General features: G+C 39.1%; 11 protein-coding genes, 2 tRNA genes and 3 rRNA genes. 10 read left to right on the top strand and 6 right to left on the bottom strand.

Features of this window, described 5'->3' with window-relative positions; all coding sequences use genetic code 11:
* Positions 1-35: 35 nt before the first annotated feature.
* Entirely contained in the window at positions 36-1,379 is a 1,344-nt protein-coding gene (locus tag R2782_RS08575; RefSeq protein ID WP_371267817.1) for an FAD-dependent oxidoreductase, read from the top strand.
* 1 nt (position 1,380) lies between these two features.
* Here the strand turns inward: R2782_RS08575 and R2782_RS08570 are convergent, their stop codons facing one another.
* The 3 genes from R2782_RS08570 to R2782_RS08560 are packed head-to-tail and all read right to left on the bottom strand — an operon-like array spanning position 1,381 to position 3,731.
* A complete protein-coding gene (locus R2782_RS08570; protein WP_371267816.1) occupies positions 1,381-1,746 on the bottom strand; it encodes a cupin domain-containing protein in 366 nt (121 codons plus the stop codon).
* A 25-nt stretch (positions 1,747-1,771) separates the two neighbouring features.
* Positions 1,772-2,140, bottom strand: a complete 369-nt coding sequence (locus tag R2782_RS08565) for a DMT family protein (RefSeq protein ID WP_371267815.1) — start codon at positions 2,138-2,140, stop codon at positions 1,772-1,774.
* A 49-nt stretch (positions 2,141-2,189) separates the two neighbouring features.
* Positions 2,190-3,731 (bottom strand): helicase HerA-like domain-containing protein, encoded by a 1,542-nt coding sequence (locus R2782_RS08560; RefSeq protein ID WP_371267814.1) that lies wholly within the window; start codon positions 3,729-3,731, stop codon positions 2,190-2,192.
* Between the two features lie 120 nt (positions 3,732-3,851).
* Here R2782_RS08560 and R2782_RS08555 point away from each other — a divergent pair, with 120 nt between their 5' ends.
* A complete protein-coding gene (locus R2782_RS08555) occupies positions 3,852-4,484 on the top strand; it encodes a 7-carboxy-7-deazaguanine synthase QueE (protein WP_371267813.1) in 633 nt (210 codons plus the stop codon).
* Between the two features lie 63 nt (positions 4,485-4,547).
* On the opposite strand, the gene R2782_RS08550 is transcribed toward R2782_RS08555, so the two are convergent.
* The gene (locus R2782_RS08550) at positions 4,548-5,249 is read right to left on the bottom strand and encodes a class I SAM-dependent methyltransferase (protein ID WP_371267812.1); all 702 of its coding nucleotides are present in this window, start codon (positions 5,247-5,249) and stop codon (positions 4,548-4,550) included.
* Between the two features lie 71 nt (positions 5,250-5,320).
* Here R2782_RS08550 and R2782_RS08545 point away from each other — a divergent pair, with 71 nt between their 5' ends.
* Together R2782_RS08545 and R2782_RS08540 are read left to right on the top strand one after the other, a co-directional pair.
* Positions 5,321-5,815, top strand: a complete 495-nt coding sequence (locus tag R2782_RS08545) for a YkgJ family cysteine cluster protein (protein ID WP_371267811.1) — start codon at positions 5,321-5,323, stop codon at positions 5,813-5,815.
* Between the two features lies 1 nt (position 5,816).
* On the top strand, positions 5,817-6,206 hold the full coding sequence (locus R2782_RS08540) for a PH domain-containing protein (protein ID WP_371267810.1): 390 nt from the start codon (positions 5,817-5,819) through the stop codon (positions 6,204-6,206).
* Here R2782_RS08540 and R2782_RS08535 read toward each other — a convergent pair.
* Positions 6,203-7,471 carry an exo-beta-N-acetylmuramidase NamZ domain-containing protein gene (locus R2782_RS08535; RefSeq protein ID WP_371267809.1) on the bottom strand — a complete coding sequence of 423 codons (1,269 nt, stop codon included), beginning with the start codon at positions 7,469-7,471 and terminating at the stop codon, positions 6,203-6,205. The genes R2782_RS08540 and R2782_RS08535 overlap by 4 nt on opposite strands.
* Before the next feature lie 83 nt (positions 7,472-7,554).
* Between R2782_RS08535 and R2782_RS08530 the strand changes: the two genes are divergently transcribed.
* From R2782_RS08530 to rrf, 6 genes are all read left to right on the top strand, one after another.
* On the top strand, positions 7,555-8,790 hold the full coding sequence (locus R2782_RS08530) for an ABC transporter permease (protein ID WP_371267808.1): 1,236 nt from the start codon (positions 7,555-7,557) through the stop codon (positions 8,788-8,790).
* Between the two features lie 827 nt (positions 8,791-9,617).
* A 16S ribosomal RNA gene (locus R2782_RS08525) occupies positions 9,618-11,133 on the top strand.
* A 96-nt stretch (positions 11,134-11,229) separates the two neighbouring features.
* A tRNA-Ile gene (locus tag R2782_RS08520) sits at positions 11,230-11,303 on the top strand.
* 90 nt (positions 11,304-11,393) lie between these two features.
* A tRNA-Ala gene (locus tag R2782_RS08515) sits at positions 11,394-11,467 on the top strand.
* 227 nt (positions 11,468-11,694) lie between these two features.
* A 23S ribosomal RNA gene (locus R2782_RS08510) occupies positions 11,695-14,574 on the top strand.
* A gap of 172 nt (positions 14,575-14,746) precedes the next feature.
* Positions 14,747-14,855: ribosomal RNA gene (gene rrf / locus R2782_RS08505) — 5S ribosomal RNA — on the top strand.
* Together the 16S, 23S and 5S rRNA genes with 2 tRNA genes alongside form the textbook arrangement of a ribosomal RNA operon.
* 322 nt (positions 14,856-15,177) lie before the next feature.
* Here the strand turns inward: rrf and R2782_RS08500 are convergent.
* Entirely contained in the window at positions 15,178-15,759 is a 582-nt protein-coding gene (locus R2782_RS08500) for a tRNA-(ms[2]io[6]A)-hydroxylase (protein WP_371267807.1), read from the bottom strand.
* Positions 15,760-15,803 lie beyond the last annotated feature (44 nt).

The following is a 15,803-nucleotide window of genomic DNA, read 5'->3' as shown; positions in this document are numbered from 1 at the left end:
CCGTACTTTTGTAATCCATTTTTTGATTTTATATCATGCAAAATCCTCAAAAAATTGCTGTTGTTGGTTCCGGTTTAGTAGGAACTTTATTGGCAATTTACCTCAAAAAATTAGGGCATACCGTTCATGTTTTAGACCGAAGTCCAGATATTCGCACAGTTGAATTTTCCGGTCGTTCGATCAATTTGGTGATGTCAAACAGAGGTTGGAAAGCGTTGGAAGATATCGGCTTGACCGAGGAAATTAAAAAAATTGGAATTCCGGTTGATAAGCGGGCCATTCATTTAAAAGATTCCAAACTCAATTACCAATATTACGGTAAAGAAGGGGAAGCCATTTATTCACTCTCCCGTGGGGTTTTGAACAGAAAAATGATTGATTTGGCAGAAGAAGCCGGAGTTGAATTCTTTTTTGAACACCGCATTTGGGATGTTACTTTAGCTGATGCAACCTTACACATCGGCGAAACCGAAAGAGGCGAGTGGACCGATTTAAAATACGACAAAGTTTTTGGTGCAGATGGAGCTTTTTCAAGAATTCGCCATCGGATGCAACGCCAAAGTATGTTCAATTATTCACAAGAATTTTTGAATATTGGGTACAAAGAATTACACATTCCGGCTAACTTGGATGGTTCACATAAAATTGATAAAAACTCGCTACACATTTGGCCGCGTGGTAATTTTATGTTGATGGCTTTAGCCAATCTGGATGGATCTTTTACCTGTACTTTATTCATGCCGTTTGAAGGAGAAAATTCCTTTGAAAGCTTGAAAGATGAAAAATCATTAGTCGGTTTCTTTGCCGAATTTTTCCCTGATACGAAAGAAGTGATTCCGGATTTAGTGCGAGATTTTTTTAAAAATCCAACGAGTTATTTGGTGATGATGAAATGTTTTCCGTGGACGCATGCTGATAATGTGGCTTTAATTGGCGATTCGGCTCATGCCATTGTCCCTTTTTATGGTCACGGAATGAATGCCGGATTTGAAGACATTACTGTTTTAAATGAAATGATTTCAAAGTATGGCGATGATTGGGAGGCCATTTTCAAAGCGTATGAAAAATCTAGAAAACCCAACGCTGATGCGATTGCCGAACTCTCCTATCGCAATTTCATGGAAATGAGTGCCAAAACCGCCGATGAGAAATTCTTGTTACAAAAGAAAATTGAAAAATGGTTTTCCGATAAACATCCCGACAAATGGATGCCCTTGTACAGCCGAGTAACCTTTAGTTTGCAACCTTATTCTGAAGCTTTGGCCATTGGTGATTTCCAAAATAAAATCATGGAAGAAGTGATGCAAATGGAAAATATTGAGGCCATTTGGAATAGCAAAGCAGTAGAAGCGAAGATTATTTCGCTTCTTTCAAAATAAATTACGCTTCTTCCCGATTTATCTTCTCAAAATCAAAAGCCGGTTGGCAAATGGTAATGTATTCACACACTTCCTCAAACGGATTGGAATATTGAACACGTGTGTTTTTCTCAATTTTGATGGATTGCCCGGCTTTTAAAATAACCACTTCACCTTCAATAATAAATTGTTTTTTGCCTTTGATGATATAAGTATATTCATCAAATTCAGGCGTTTGGAAAGGTTCGCTCCAATGCGGCGGAGCAATCATGTGAGCAATGGAAATATTGCTGTTGCCATCGGAAGCTTTACCAAAATGTTCTTCGATTACTTTTCCATCAGTTGTTGGAATAATGAATGGGGATTTTTGGATGAAATATTTTTTCATAACGTCTATTCTCTGTTTTTTTTCTCTATTTTCTAAAAATAAAATAAACCGCTAATACCAAACAACACATTCCCACAAAATGATTCCATTTAAACGTTTCGTTTTTAAAGAAAAGCATTGAAAAAATCACAAAAATAACCAATGTAATCACTTCTTGAATCACCTTTAGTTGCATGAGTGAAAAGGGTCCGCCATTTCCTTCATACCCAATCCGATTGGCCGGAACTTGAAAAAAATATTCAAACAAAGCCAAACCCCAACTGATTAAAACAATTGTTATTAATCCGGCATTTTCAAACCATTTCAACTCTTTAAATTTCAAGTGTCCATACCACGCCAATGTCATAAAGATGTTGGAAAGTATGAGTAATCCGATGGTTAAAAATCCCTTCATAAGTTAAACCTCAAATTCTCACATTGACACATTTACAAATTGACACATTTTACTTTTTAAACATCTTACTCAAAATTCCCAATGCACCGCGTATAAAAGTTGCACTGGTTAATACTTTTACCACCGCTTTTGTGGTCTGACTTTCAGGTGCTCGTCGAGATGAAGTAGTTGTAGTTTTTTTAGCTTCTTTTTGTTTAGCTGCTTCTTCTGCTTGTTTGGTGGCTTGCTCTTCAGCAACGGCAATTTTTTTGTTTAATAATTCGTACGCACTTTCACGGTCAATCACTTCATTGTATTTTTTTGCCAATTTTGAACTAGAAATATGCAAATCAATTTCTTGTTGCGTTAACACATCCATGCGACTCATCGGTGCACGAAGCATGGTGGCAACCAATGGTGTCGGAATCCCTTTTTCGTTCAATGCTGTCACAAATGCTTCTCCAATTCCGAGTTGTGTAATCACTTCATCCGTTTTGTAATAATCGGATAATGGATAATTTTCAGCCGTCATTTTAATCGCTTTTCGGTCATTGGCTGTAAAAGCTCTTAACGCATGTTGGATTTTTAAACCCAACTGACTCAACACACCGGCCGGAATATCTTGAGGGTTTTGTGTGATAAAATAAACGCCAATTCCTTTGGAACGAATCAGTTTTACGATGGTTTCAATTTGATCTTGCAAGGCTTTACTGGCTTGGTCAAAAATTAAGTGAGCTTCATCAATAAAAATGACCAATTCCGGTCTTCCGGCATCGCCTTGTTCCGGCATGGTACTGTAAATTTCAGCTAACAAACTCAACATAAAGGTTGAAAACAACTTCGGTTTATCCTGAATATCGGTCAAACGGATAATGTTCACATAGCCATTTCCATTTTCATCTATTCGCATTAAATCATTGATGTCAAAGGATAATTCCCCAAAAAACACATCAGCACCTTGTTGTTCCAATTCAATGATTTTTCGCAATATCGAACCGGTAGAAGAAGTGGAAATCCGGCCGTATTCTTTTTCAATTTCCGCTTTACCTTCTTCGGTAATGTATTGTAAAACTTTTTTAAAATCTTTTAAATCCAAAAGTGGCAAATGATGGTCGTCGCAATATTTAAAAATGACAGCCACCACACCACCTTGCGTATCATTCAAATCTAAAATGCGTGAAAATAAAACCGGACCAAATTCAGAAACGGTAGCTCGCAATCGAACGCCATTTTGTTTGGATATGGTCATCAATTCCACCGGAAAACCTTTGGTTTCATAGCCTAAATTGATTTTTGCGTGTCGTTCTGTGATAAAAGATTGTTCAATTCCCGGCATGGCAATTCCGGAAAAATCACCTTTGATATCCATCATCAACACCGGAATTCCGTTTTGAGAAAGTTGTTCAGAAAGTACCTGGATGGTTTTGGTTTTACCCGTTCCGGTTGCTCCGGCAATCAATCCGTGACGGTTTAACGTTTTTAAAGCAATATTTACATGGGCTTCTCCACCAACCGGAACACCATCTAACATGGCGCCTCCCAGCGTTATAAAATCACCTTTGGTGGTGTATCCGTTTTTAATATGTGAACTGAATTCTTCAACTTTATTCATGATAAAAAATTTATATTCCAAATGTAGTAAAAGCATTTATAATTCAAAAGGTATCATTTTCAAATTTTCAAATGGCTTCATTTTCAAATTAACTATCTTTGCACACTTATTTCAGAAAAAATGCTTCAAAAAGAAATACAATTAGCCGTTGAAAAAGGAGAAATGCTTCCGTTGATGGAAGAGTTTTACACCATTCAAGGTGAAGGATACCATACAGGAACTGCTGCTTATTTCATTCGAATTGGGGGTTGCGATGTAGGTTGTCATTGGTGTGATGTGAAGGAAAGTTGGAATGCTGAACTTCATCCACCCACGGAAACAGATATCATTGTTTCGAATGCTAAAAAATATTCGGATACGGTTGTAATTACCGGCGGTGAACCACTTACTTGGGATATGAGTTCATTAACTGAAAAACTCAAAAAGGCAGGAATAAAAATTCATATTGAAACTTCAGGTTGTTATCCCGTTACTGGAAAATGGGATTGGTTTTGTCTTTCGCCCAAGAAAAACAAATTACCGGTTCAAAGTGCTTATGATATGGCGAATGAATTAAAAGTCATCATCTACAATAAGCACGATTTTATTTTTGCAGAAGAGCAAGCGGCAAAAGTAAATACGAATGCCATTTTATTTTTGCAACCCGAGTGGAGCAAAAAAGAAGAAATGACACCGTTAATTGTAGATTATGTAATGAAAAATCCAAAATGGCGAGTATCTTTACAAACGCATAAATATTTGAATATACCTTAAATAAAAAATTATAATTAGTTTGATTTAAATTCCAATGAATTCATTTTATTGGAATTTTTCGTTTTAAGATAATCTCGCTAAATAATCATAATGTTCACCTTCTTGCATTAATTCGCAATTCAAACCATTTTCATGAGCAGCATTTTGAAGTGTATTGTAATCCAAATACAACCAATCAAAAGGTTTTTCTGTTTCTCCTTTGTAATGAACGGAAAAAGTTAATTCCCCATAATATTTATCTGCCGGAACTTCATATGCACCCTCTTCATCTTGGTCATACATGTAAATTAAATCGGAACTGTCGATTAGTATTTGACCGCCATCGTTTAAAAGTGATTTTAATTTTTTTAGATAAGTAGAAATATTTTTTAATTGACCAAAAATCCCCGTACCGTTCATTAACAATAAAATAGTCTCAAATTTTTCAGAGGAATTTAGATTTAAAATATCCGAAACAAAACAATTCGTTAAACCCCTCAATCGACAAGCACTTATAGCGTTTTCAGAAATATCAATCGAAGTCACATCGTAACCTTTTTTTTGTAAATACAAAGAATGACTTCCGGCTCCGCAACCCACATCCAAAACTTTTCCTTTGCAAAGTGATAAAGCCTTTTGTTCTAATTTTGGCATTTCCTTAAAACTTCGAAACAAATAGGCTACACTCATTTCATCTGCCTCTGAAATGGAAGTTTCGGTTATCAAATCTTCCGGATTATTTCCGGTTTGATAGTCTAAAATGGCTTTTCCAAAGAGGTCTTTCATTTTTTTGTTTCAGGTTTCAGGTTTCAAGTTTGAAGTTCACTAATTTTGTAGTTCAACTTGAAACTTGAAACTTGAAACCACAATTAGAGGAACTCGGAAAACTAGCCAAAGATAAGCATATCGAAAACAAAAAGTATTTTGATAAGCTAAAAAAGAAAACACCCAAAAATTTGGATTATGTGATGCAAGATTTACATGAAGCCGAATTTAAAAAAACGGATTGTTTAGCATGTACCAATTGCTGCAAAACAACCGGACCGCTTTTTACTTCGGCTGATATTGATCGAATTTCAAAGCATTTTAAACAAAAACCACAACAATTCATTGACCAATACCTTAGAATAGATGAAGATAATGATTATGTGTTAAAGTCGGTTCCATGTACATTTTTAGAAAGTGACAACAAATGTTTTATTTATGATGTTCGCCCAAAAGCGTGCCGGGAATTTCCGCATACCGATAGAAAAAAATTCCAACAAATATCGGATTTAACGTTGAAAAATGTAGCTATTTGTCCAGCCGCTTATAATATTGTGGAAGAAATGAAAAAAAAATTACCTTTATAATATGAAAACGTATAGATCAAAAGTAGATTGGTGGTTGATTCTGATTATAGTAGGAATCTTTAGTTATCCAATTGTGGAAGGCATATCGACTAAACAATATGGTTTATCAATCACAATGATTTCAATTTTAATGATCATGTTTTGGATGTTTTCTAAAATAAAATATGTGATTGAAGGAACTATGCTCAAAGTTTGGTGGATAAAAATCGACATTCATTCTATAAAAAGAATATTTAAAACGAACAATCCTTTGAGTTCTCCTGCTTTATCTTTAGATAGAATTGCCATTGTTTATAATAAATATGATGAAGTACTAATTTCACCAAAATTTAAAAAAGAATTTGTGGATGAATTATTGAAAATCAACCCTTCGATAATTGTTGAAATTTAGGAATAAATCAAATAGTTTTTCCTCATTTCTTTAAATTCCTTTAATCCTTTCTCCCAACTTTTTCTGATTTCATGTTCAGAAATACCTTTTTCAATTTGCTCTTGTAATTTTTTTGTCCCCGCCAATTTCACAAAAAACGAATTAAAAAATGCTTTTTTATCAGATGTTGATTCATAAGCTTTGATGAGCCATTTTAATTCCAAACGATTCACTTTTTCAATGTTACTTAAATCTTCACCATAACAGAGTTTCCCTTTATGCATTGGGTCTTTGGCACCCATATTTGGTTTTGGTGTGAAGCTGTAATCAGTGATTGCTAAAAAAGGAGAACCATAAATTTGGAATTGCTTTTCCGTACCGCGACCCACACTCACATTTGTTCCTTCAAAAAAACACAAACTTGCATATAAATTGATTGACTGATCGTTAGGCAAATTTGGCGAAGGTTTTACAGGTAAGCTATATTTCATGTTTCGATTGTAATTCAAACAAGAGATTACAGTCAATTGACATCGAACACCATTTTTTAACCATTTTTCACCATTTATCATTAAAGCATATTCACCAATGGTCATCCCATGCAAAACCGGAATAGGATGCATACCCACAAAACTCGAAAATTCCTTTTCTAAAATCGGACCATCAACGACACTTCCATTTGGATTAGGTCTGTCTAAAACAATCAGCGGAATATTATTTTCTGCACAAGCTTCCATTACATAATGCAAAGAGGAAATATAAGTATAAAACCTCGCACCAACGTCTTGCAAATCAAACACCATTACATCTATTCCGGTTAATTGCTGAGGTTTTGGTTTTTTATTATCACCATAAAGCGAAATTATTGGTAAACCGGTTTTAGTATCTTTTCCGTCTTTAATTAATTCCCCTGCATCAGCCGTTCCTCTAAAACCGTGTTCGGGGGCATAAATTTTTTGAACTTGCACTTTTCTTTCAATTAAAAAATCGACTAAATGAACATTACTAAAAATACGTTGATATTCTTTTGTGCCATTTTCAACAATAATATTTTCAGATTCGATTTTTAAAATTCCGGTTTGATTGGTTATTACACCAACTTTCTTTCCGACTAATAGGGGCAAATAGGCAACAAAATTTTCCGCCCCGGTTCTTAATTCAGCGGATGTTGAAAGTTCATAAATAGTTGAAATTTCTTCGTTTATTTCAGTGTCATCTATTTTCTTTCTTCCTCCACAACAGATCAACAAACACAACAAACTCAAACACAAAAAATAATATTTCATAATAAAAATTGTTTATTAAAAATCTTAGCCACTCAGCTTCTCAGCCACTCAAAAAAACTATATTTGCATCAAATCAAATTCCATTGAATTTAGAATATTTCATTGCAAAAAGATTAACTACGTCAAAACACCATAAAAGTAGTATATCCAAACCAATTATAAAAATTGCAATTACCGCTATTGCAATCGGAATCATCATGATGATTATTTCCGTTGCAACCGGTTTGGGATTACAACAAAAAATACGCCAAAAAGTTTCGGCGTTCAACGGACATATTATTGTTTCTAATTTCGATGACAATCAATCCGAAGTCAGCAAAGTACCCGTTTCAACAAAACAAGATTTTTATCCAGAATTCAAATCTGTCGAGGGTGTTAATCATATCCAAGCAGTTGCTAGCAAAGCAGGAATTATTCGAACAGAAAAAGCATTTGAAGGAGTTATTTTTAAGGGTGTTGGTGCCGATTATAAATGGGATAATGTTAACGAATACGTGGTCCAAGGGAGCATTCCAAATGTTAAAGACAAATTGAATCCAGAAGTGATTATTTCTCAATATCTGGCTAATCGCCTACATTTAAAAATTGGTGATAGATTCAACACTTTCTTTATGAAAGAAGATAGTAACGAAATGCCAAACTTGCGTGTTTTTACCATTGTAGGTGTTTATAATTCCGGATTTCAGGAATTCGATGCAACGTATATTATTGGTGATATCCGTCATGTACAAAGAATCAACAGATGGAAACCCGATGAGGTAGGAGCTTTCGAGATTTTTATTGATGATTTTAATAAAATTGAGCAAAAAGGAGAAGAAGTATATGAACAAACCTCTTATATGCTCGACAGTAAAACCATCATTGAAAAGTACTATTTTATTTTTGAATGGTTACAACTCTTTGATTTCAATATCATTGTTATTCTTGTGATTATGATTGCGGTAGCAACTATAAATATGGTTGTAGCACTTTTGGTTCTTATTCTCGAACGTACTCAAATGATTGGGATACTCAAAGCACTTGGAGCAAATAACTGGACGGTCAGAAAAATATTCCTTTACAATGCGTTCCACATCATCCTCCGTGGATTACTTTGGGGAAATGTCATTGCAATTACTTTAATGCTTATTCAGCAACAATTTGGAATTGTAAAGCTTAACCCTGAAAATTACTACGTTAGCGAAGCTCCTGTTTATTTCAATTGGTTCTATATTATATTACTCAATGTAGGAACAATTATCGTGAGTCTTATGGTGTTACTGATACCATCTTATATCATAACCAAAATATCTCCGGTAAAAGCAATCCGTTTTGATTAATTTTTATTTTCCAGAAGCTATTTCCTGCTTTGCATTCCAAGCTTGTTTGTCTTGTTGTTTTTTTTCTAAGACCAAAAGAGCTTCCGTTGGTCGCTTTTTTTCGCCAAGAAAACATACATCAATCCTTCACTAGGCTTTCCATTTCAATCGGGGCTAGGGGTAGCAGAGATAAAAAGAAGTTTCAAGTTTCAAAGCTTCGTGTTTTGATTTCTTAGTGGTAAAAACAATCAACCATTGTGAAGCAATCCTTTTCTGTGTATTTTGTGTTTTCCGTGCGAAATAAAGTTTTCCACCAACCCACCCCTGCAACTTTAAGCCCACCAGCTAAAACCTCAAAGAAAAAAAACTTTCGTTTATTTTCGTCTCAGATTCAGCGAGTTAAAAAAAAGATTAAAAAAGAGTTTAAAAAAGATTTTGAAAGGCGAAAAAGAGTGCTACTTTTGCACCCGCAATAAGGGCGATGTTCAGCATAGTATATTGTAGAAAAAAAATCTATAAAAGATTTGGTAGGAGAGTAGAAAGAGTATTATCTTTGCCCTCCGCAAATGCCAAAATCGGGGTTTAGAAAAAGGGGAAAAAAGAAAAAATAAATTTTTTTTTCGAAAAGTTTGCCTAATCAAAAAGAAGTTGTACTTTTGCACCCGCTTTGAGAGACAAGCGAATAAAATAAGTAGATACGTTCATAGACATATTGGATTGACAGCACAATTAGACAGTGATGTTTAATTGAAAAAAAGAGAGAGTAAGGTTAATCGAGAGATTAAGAAAAAGACTAGTAATCTTTGTCTAAAAAAACAGTTTGGTTAATATAACCAAACGAACAATATACGATGAAGAGTTTGATCCTGGCTCAGGATGAACGCTAGCGGCAGGCCTAACACATGCAAGTCGAGGGGTAGAGGAAGCTTGCTTCCTTGAGACCGGCGCACGGGTGCGTAACGCGTATGCAATCTACCTTGTACAGGGGAATAGCCCAGAGAAATTTGGATTAATGCCCCATGGTATAGTTGACTGGCATCATTTGACTATTAAAGTTTCGGCGGTACAAGATGAGCATGCGTCCCATTAGTTAGTTGGTAAGGTAACGGCTTACCAAGACGATGATGGGTAGGGGTCCTGAGAGGGAGATCCCCCACACTGGTACTGAGACACGGACCAGACTCCTACGGGAGGCAGCAGTGAGGAATATTGGGCAATGGGCGGAAGCCTGACCCAGCCATGCCGCGTGCAGGAAGACGGTCCTATGGATTGTAAACTGCTTTTATACGGGAAGAAACACTCCGACGTGTCGGAACTTGACGGTACCGTAAGAATAAGGATCGGCTAACTCCGTGCCAGCAGCCGCGGTAATACGGAGGATCCAAGCGTTATCCGGAATCATTGGGTTTAAAGGGTCCGTAGGCGGCCTTATAAGTCAGTGGTGAAATCTCCTAGCTCAACTAGGAAACTGCCATTGATACTGTAGGGCTTGAATTTTTGTGAAGTAACTAGAATATGTAGTGTAGCGGTGAAATGCTTAGATATTACATGGAATACCAATTGCGAAGGCAGGTTACTAACAAACGATTGACGCTGATGGACGAAAGCGTGGGGAGCGAACAGGATTAGATACCCTGGTAGTCCACGCCGTAAACGATGGATACTAGCTGTTTGACGCAAGTTGAGTGGCTAAGCGAAAGTGATAAGTATCCCACCTGGGGAGTACGCACGCAAGTGTGAAACTCAAAGGAATTGACGGGGGCCCGCACAAGCGGTGGAGCATGTGGTTTAATTCGATGATACGCGAGGAACCTTACCAGGGCTTAAATGGGAGACGACAGTTTAGGAAACTAGACTTTCTTCGGACGTCTTTCAAGGTGCTGCATGGTTGTCGTCAGCTCGTGCCGTGAGGTGTCAGGTTAAGTCCTATAACGAGCGCAACCCCTGTTGTTAGTTGCCAGCGAGTAATGTCGGGAACTCTAGCAAGACTGCCGGTGTAAACCGTGAGGAAGGTGGGGATGACGTCAAATCATCACGGCCCTTACGTCCTGGGCTACACACGTGCTACAATGGTAGGTACAGAGAGCAGCCACAACGCAAGTTGGAGCGAATCTATAAAACCTATCTCAGTTCGGATCGGAGTCTGCAACTCGACTCCGTGAAGCTGGAATCGCTAGTAATCGGATATCAGCCATGATCCGGTGAATACGTTCCCGGGCCTTGTACACACCGCCCGTCAAGCCATGGAAGCTGGGGGTACCTGAAGTCGGTGACCGTAAGGAGCTGCCTAGGGTAAAACTAGTAACTGGGGCTAAGTCGTAACAAGGTAGCCGTACCGGAAGGTGCGGCTGGAACACCTCCTTTCTAGAGACAAAAAGAAGAAGAACATCTTAAATTAGTCAGATAGATTTATTTTACTCTCGCTGTTAATTCAAAAAATACATAAGCAAAAAAATACAGAGTCTCGTAGCTCAGCTGGTTAGAGTACTACACTGATAATGTAGGGGTCCCCAGTTCGAGTCTGGGCGGGACTACTATTTTTAAGAAGCTTAAAGGAAATTCTGGAGGTTGGCTAACCGTTTTAGTTACTGTTAACTGATAACTGTTAACTAATCACTGAAAGCGGGGGATTAGCTCAGCTGGCTAGAGCGCCTGCCTTGCACGCAGGAGGTCATCGGTTCGACTCCGATATTCTCCACTATTCTAGTGAATAGTAATGAGTAAATAGTCCTTAGTCTTTTGACTAAGTGCTAATTACTGCGGACTAATGACTAGAAAAAAGTTCATTGACATATTGAGATAAAACATTTAAAAAGTAGAAAACACATATAATTGTAATTATTTACGATTATATAATAATAGAGTAGAGTCGTGACAATGTTACGATTTTACAGAAAGGTCTTGTTATGAAAATAGCAAGGCGGCACATAAGCAAAATAAGGGCGTATGGGGGATGCCTAGGCTCTCAGAGGCGAAGAAGGACGTGATAAGCTGCGAAAAGCTACGGGGATTGGCACACACGAGATGATCCGTAGATATCCGAATGGGGCAACCCAATGCATTGAAGATGCATTACACCGATAGGTGAGCAAACCCGCTGAACTGAAACATCTAAGTAGGCGGAGGAGAAGAAAACAAAAGTGATTCCGTAAGTAGTGGCGAGCGAACGCGGATTAGCCCAAACCAGAGTTGTTACGGCAATTTTGGGGTTGTAGGACCACGACATTTCTTGCTAATTGAATTAGAACTACTTGGAAAGGTAGACCAAAGAGGGTGATAGTCCCGTATAAGTAAGAGAGGATAAGGATAGTGGTATCCTGAGTAGGGCGGGGCACGTGAAACCCTGTCTGAATTTGGCGGGACCATCCGCTAAGGCTAAATACTCCTGAGAGACCGATAGTGAACCAGTACTGTGAAGGAAAGGTGAAAAGAACCGTGAATAACGGAGTGAAATAGATCCTGAAACCATACGCTTACAAGCGGTCGGAGCAGAATTATCTGTGACGGCGTGCCTTTTGCATAATGAGCCTACGAGTTAACGTTGCCGGCAAGGTTAAGTGATTCAGTCACGGATCCGTAGCGAAAGCGAGTCTGAATAGGGCGAATTAGTCGGTAGTGTTAGACGCGAAACCGTGTGATCTACCCATGGGCAGGATGAAGCTGTGGTAACACATAGTGGAGGTCCGAACCGGTTGACGTTGAAAAGTCTTCGGATGACCTGTGGGTAGGGGTGAAAGGCCAATCAAACTCGGAAATAGCTCGTACTCCCCGAAATGCATTTAGGTGCAGCGCTGATCGTAAAGTTATATAGAGGTAGAGCTACTGATTGGATGCGGGGGCTTCACCGCCTACCAATTCCTGACAAACTCCGAATGCTATATAATGTTTATCAGCAGTGAGGGCTTGGGTGCTAAGGTCCAAGTCCGAGAGGGAAAGAACCCAGACCATCAGCTAAGGTCCCCAAATGTATGCTAAGTTGAAAAAACGAGGTTTGTCTGCCCAGACAGCTAGGATGTTGGCTTGGAAGCAGCCATTCATTTAAAGAGTGCGTAACAGCTCACTAGTCGAGCGGACGAGCATGGATAATAATCGGGCATAAGCATACTACCGAAGCTATGGATTTGTAGTAATACAAGTGGTAGGGGAGCATTCTATGTGGGTTGAAGGTGTAGCGTGAGCTATGCTGGACCGTATAGAAAAGAAAATGTAGGCATAAGTAACGATAAGCGGTGCGAGAAACACCGCCACCGAAAGACTAAGGTTTCCGCAGCTATGCTAATCAGCTGCGGGTTAGTCGGGACCTAAGGCACACCCGAAAGGGGAAGTCGATGGCCAACGGGTTAATATTCCCGTACTACTTATTATTGTGATGGAGTGACGCAGTGGTGAAAGTACCGCGGACTGACGGAAGTGTCCGTTGAAGGTTGTAGCTAAACGATTTATAGGCAAATCCGTAGATTGTGGCAAAGACTGATAGTACTCGGAGTCTTCGGACAAAGAGATAGTGTACCTAAAGGCTGCCAAGAAAAGCTTCTAAACTTAGATAATAAGTACCCGTACCGTAAACCGACACAGGTAGTTGAGGAGAGAATCCTAAGGTGCTCGAGAGATTCATGGCTAAGGAATTAGGCAAAATAGACCTGTAACTTCGGGAGAAAGGTCGCCAGCAGCAATGCTGGCCGCAGTGAAAAGGTCCAGGCGACTGTTTATCAAAAACACAGGGCTCTGCAAAATCGTAAGATGAGGTATAGGGCCTGACACCTGCCCGGTGCTGGAAGGTTAAGAGGAGATGTTATCTTCGGAGAAGCATTGAATTGAAGCCCCAGTAAACGGCGGCCGTAACTATAACGGTCCTAAGGTAGCGAAATTCCTTGTCGGGTAAGTTCCGACCTGCACGAATGGTGTAACGATCTGGACACTGTCTCAGCCATGAGCTCGGTGAAATTGTAGTATCGGTGAAGATGCCGATTACCCGCAGTGGGACGAAAAGACCCTGTGCACCTTTACTATAGCTTAGTATTGGTCTTGGATAAGTGATGTGTAGGATAGGTGGGAGACTGTGAAGTGGCGTCGCCAGGCGTTGTGGAGTCATTGTTGAAATACCACCCTTTGCTTATCTGAGGTCTAACCCGTCTAAGGCGGGGACATTGCTTGGTGGGTAGTTTGACTGGGGTGGTCGCCTCCAAAAGAGTAACGGAGGCTTCTAAAGGTTCCCTCAGCACGCTTGGTAACCGTGCGTAGAGTGCAATGGCATAAGGGAGCTTGACTGAGAGACATACAGGTCGATCAGGTACGAAAGTAGAGCATAGTGATCCGGTGGTTCCGCATGGAAGGGCCATCGCTCAAAGGATAAAAGGTACGCCGGGGATAACAGGCTGATCTCCCCCAAGAGCTCACATCGACGGGGGGGTTTGGCACCTCGATGTCGGCTCGTCACATCCTGGGGCTGGAGAAGGTCCCAAGGGTTGGGCTGTTCGCCCATTAAAGTGGCACGCGAGCTGGGTTCAGAACGTCGTGAGACAGTTCGGTCTCTATCTACTGCGGGCGTTAGAAATTTGAGTGGATCTGATTCTAGTACGAGAGGACCGAATTGGACAAACCGCTGGTGTATCTGTTGTTCCGCCAGGAGCACCGCAGAGTAGCTACGTTTGGAAGGGATAAGCGCTGAAAGCATATAAGCGCGAAACCCACCACAAGATGAGATTTCTTTAAAGGGTCGTGGAAGATGACCACGTTGATAGGCTATAGATGTAAAGGCAGTAATGTCATAGTCGAGTAGTACTAATAACCCGTAAGCTTATGTGAATAAAGTTCCCCCGATGCAAGTCGGGGGATGAAAACTTTTCTACAACATTAATTTTTATCTCAGTATGTTAAGATATTAGCCTCGTTTTATAACGAGATAGTTAGGAGTTGAGAGTTAGGAGTAAGTAGTGAAAACTGATTACTGTAAGCTGAGAACTGAAAACTAAAAATTTAAGGTGGTTATTGCGGCGGGGCTCACCTCTTCCCATTCCGAACAGAGAAGTTAAGCCCGCCTGCGCAGATGGTACTGCATTTTGTGGGAGAGTATGTCGCCGCCTTCTTTTGAGTAGGGTTGTCCAAATAGGATAACCCTATTTTTTTATAGGGCGTCGCAGTCGCAAGGCTCGTGTCGCCGCCTTCTTTTGAGAATCCTCATTCACTAGAGCGAATGGGGATTTTTTGTTTTTAGTTTTGCCTGAATCAAAGAAAGGCACTCGTCTTAGGTTGATTTAGAGCTTAGCAGTGTGCTTTTTTAAAAGCTTTATATACTGAATGTTTGCATCAGGGATAGTAGCACAAAGCCCACAGAGAGGAACACTAACGACGAATAATAGCCCGACCCGAAATTTGTACTTGTTGAAGGGGAATGCTTAAATTATAAAATTACCCGTGAACCGCTTCTTTATTGCCATAGTTAGAAATGAGTTTGCCTTCAAAATCTAACCATTCTTGCCATCGTTTATCAACATCAACCTTTTCGGAATATTTACGAGCAAATTTTAAGAAAGTTGTATAGTGGTTAGCTTCACTAATCATAAGTTCTCTGTAAAACTTGGCAAGTTTTTGGTCTTTTATGTTTTCGGAAAGCACTTTAAAACGTTCGCAACTACGGGCTTCAATCATCGCAGCAAAAAGCAATCGTTCAATTAAAGCATCATTACGAGATCCTCCTTTTTTACTGAATTTTACAAGTTGATTAACGTAATCATCTTTTACTTCACGCCCAAATTGGTAGCCGCGTTCTTGAATGATATTGTGTACCATTTGAAAATGTTCCATTTCTTCGATGGCAATTTTGGCCATTTCGGTAACCAATTCAACATTTTCAGAATTATTGGTAATAATGTAAAGAGCATTGGCAGCCGCTTTTTGTTCGCACCAACAGTGGTCGGATAAAATTTCTTCGAGGTTTGATTCGGCTATATTAGCCCAACGTGGGTCGGTTTTAAGTTTTAATCCTAACATGATTCAAGTGATTTAATACAAAAATAATGTTTTTTATTTGAAAA

Source organism: Flavobacterium sp. (assembly GCF_041392085.1).
Lineage (GTDB): Bacteria > Bacteroidota > Bacteroidia > Flavobacteriales > Flavobacteriaceae > Flavobacterium.
The sequence above is the reverse complement of the archived record's forward strand: the minus strand, read 5'-3'. Positions and strand labels throughout refer to the sequence as shown.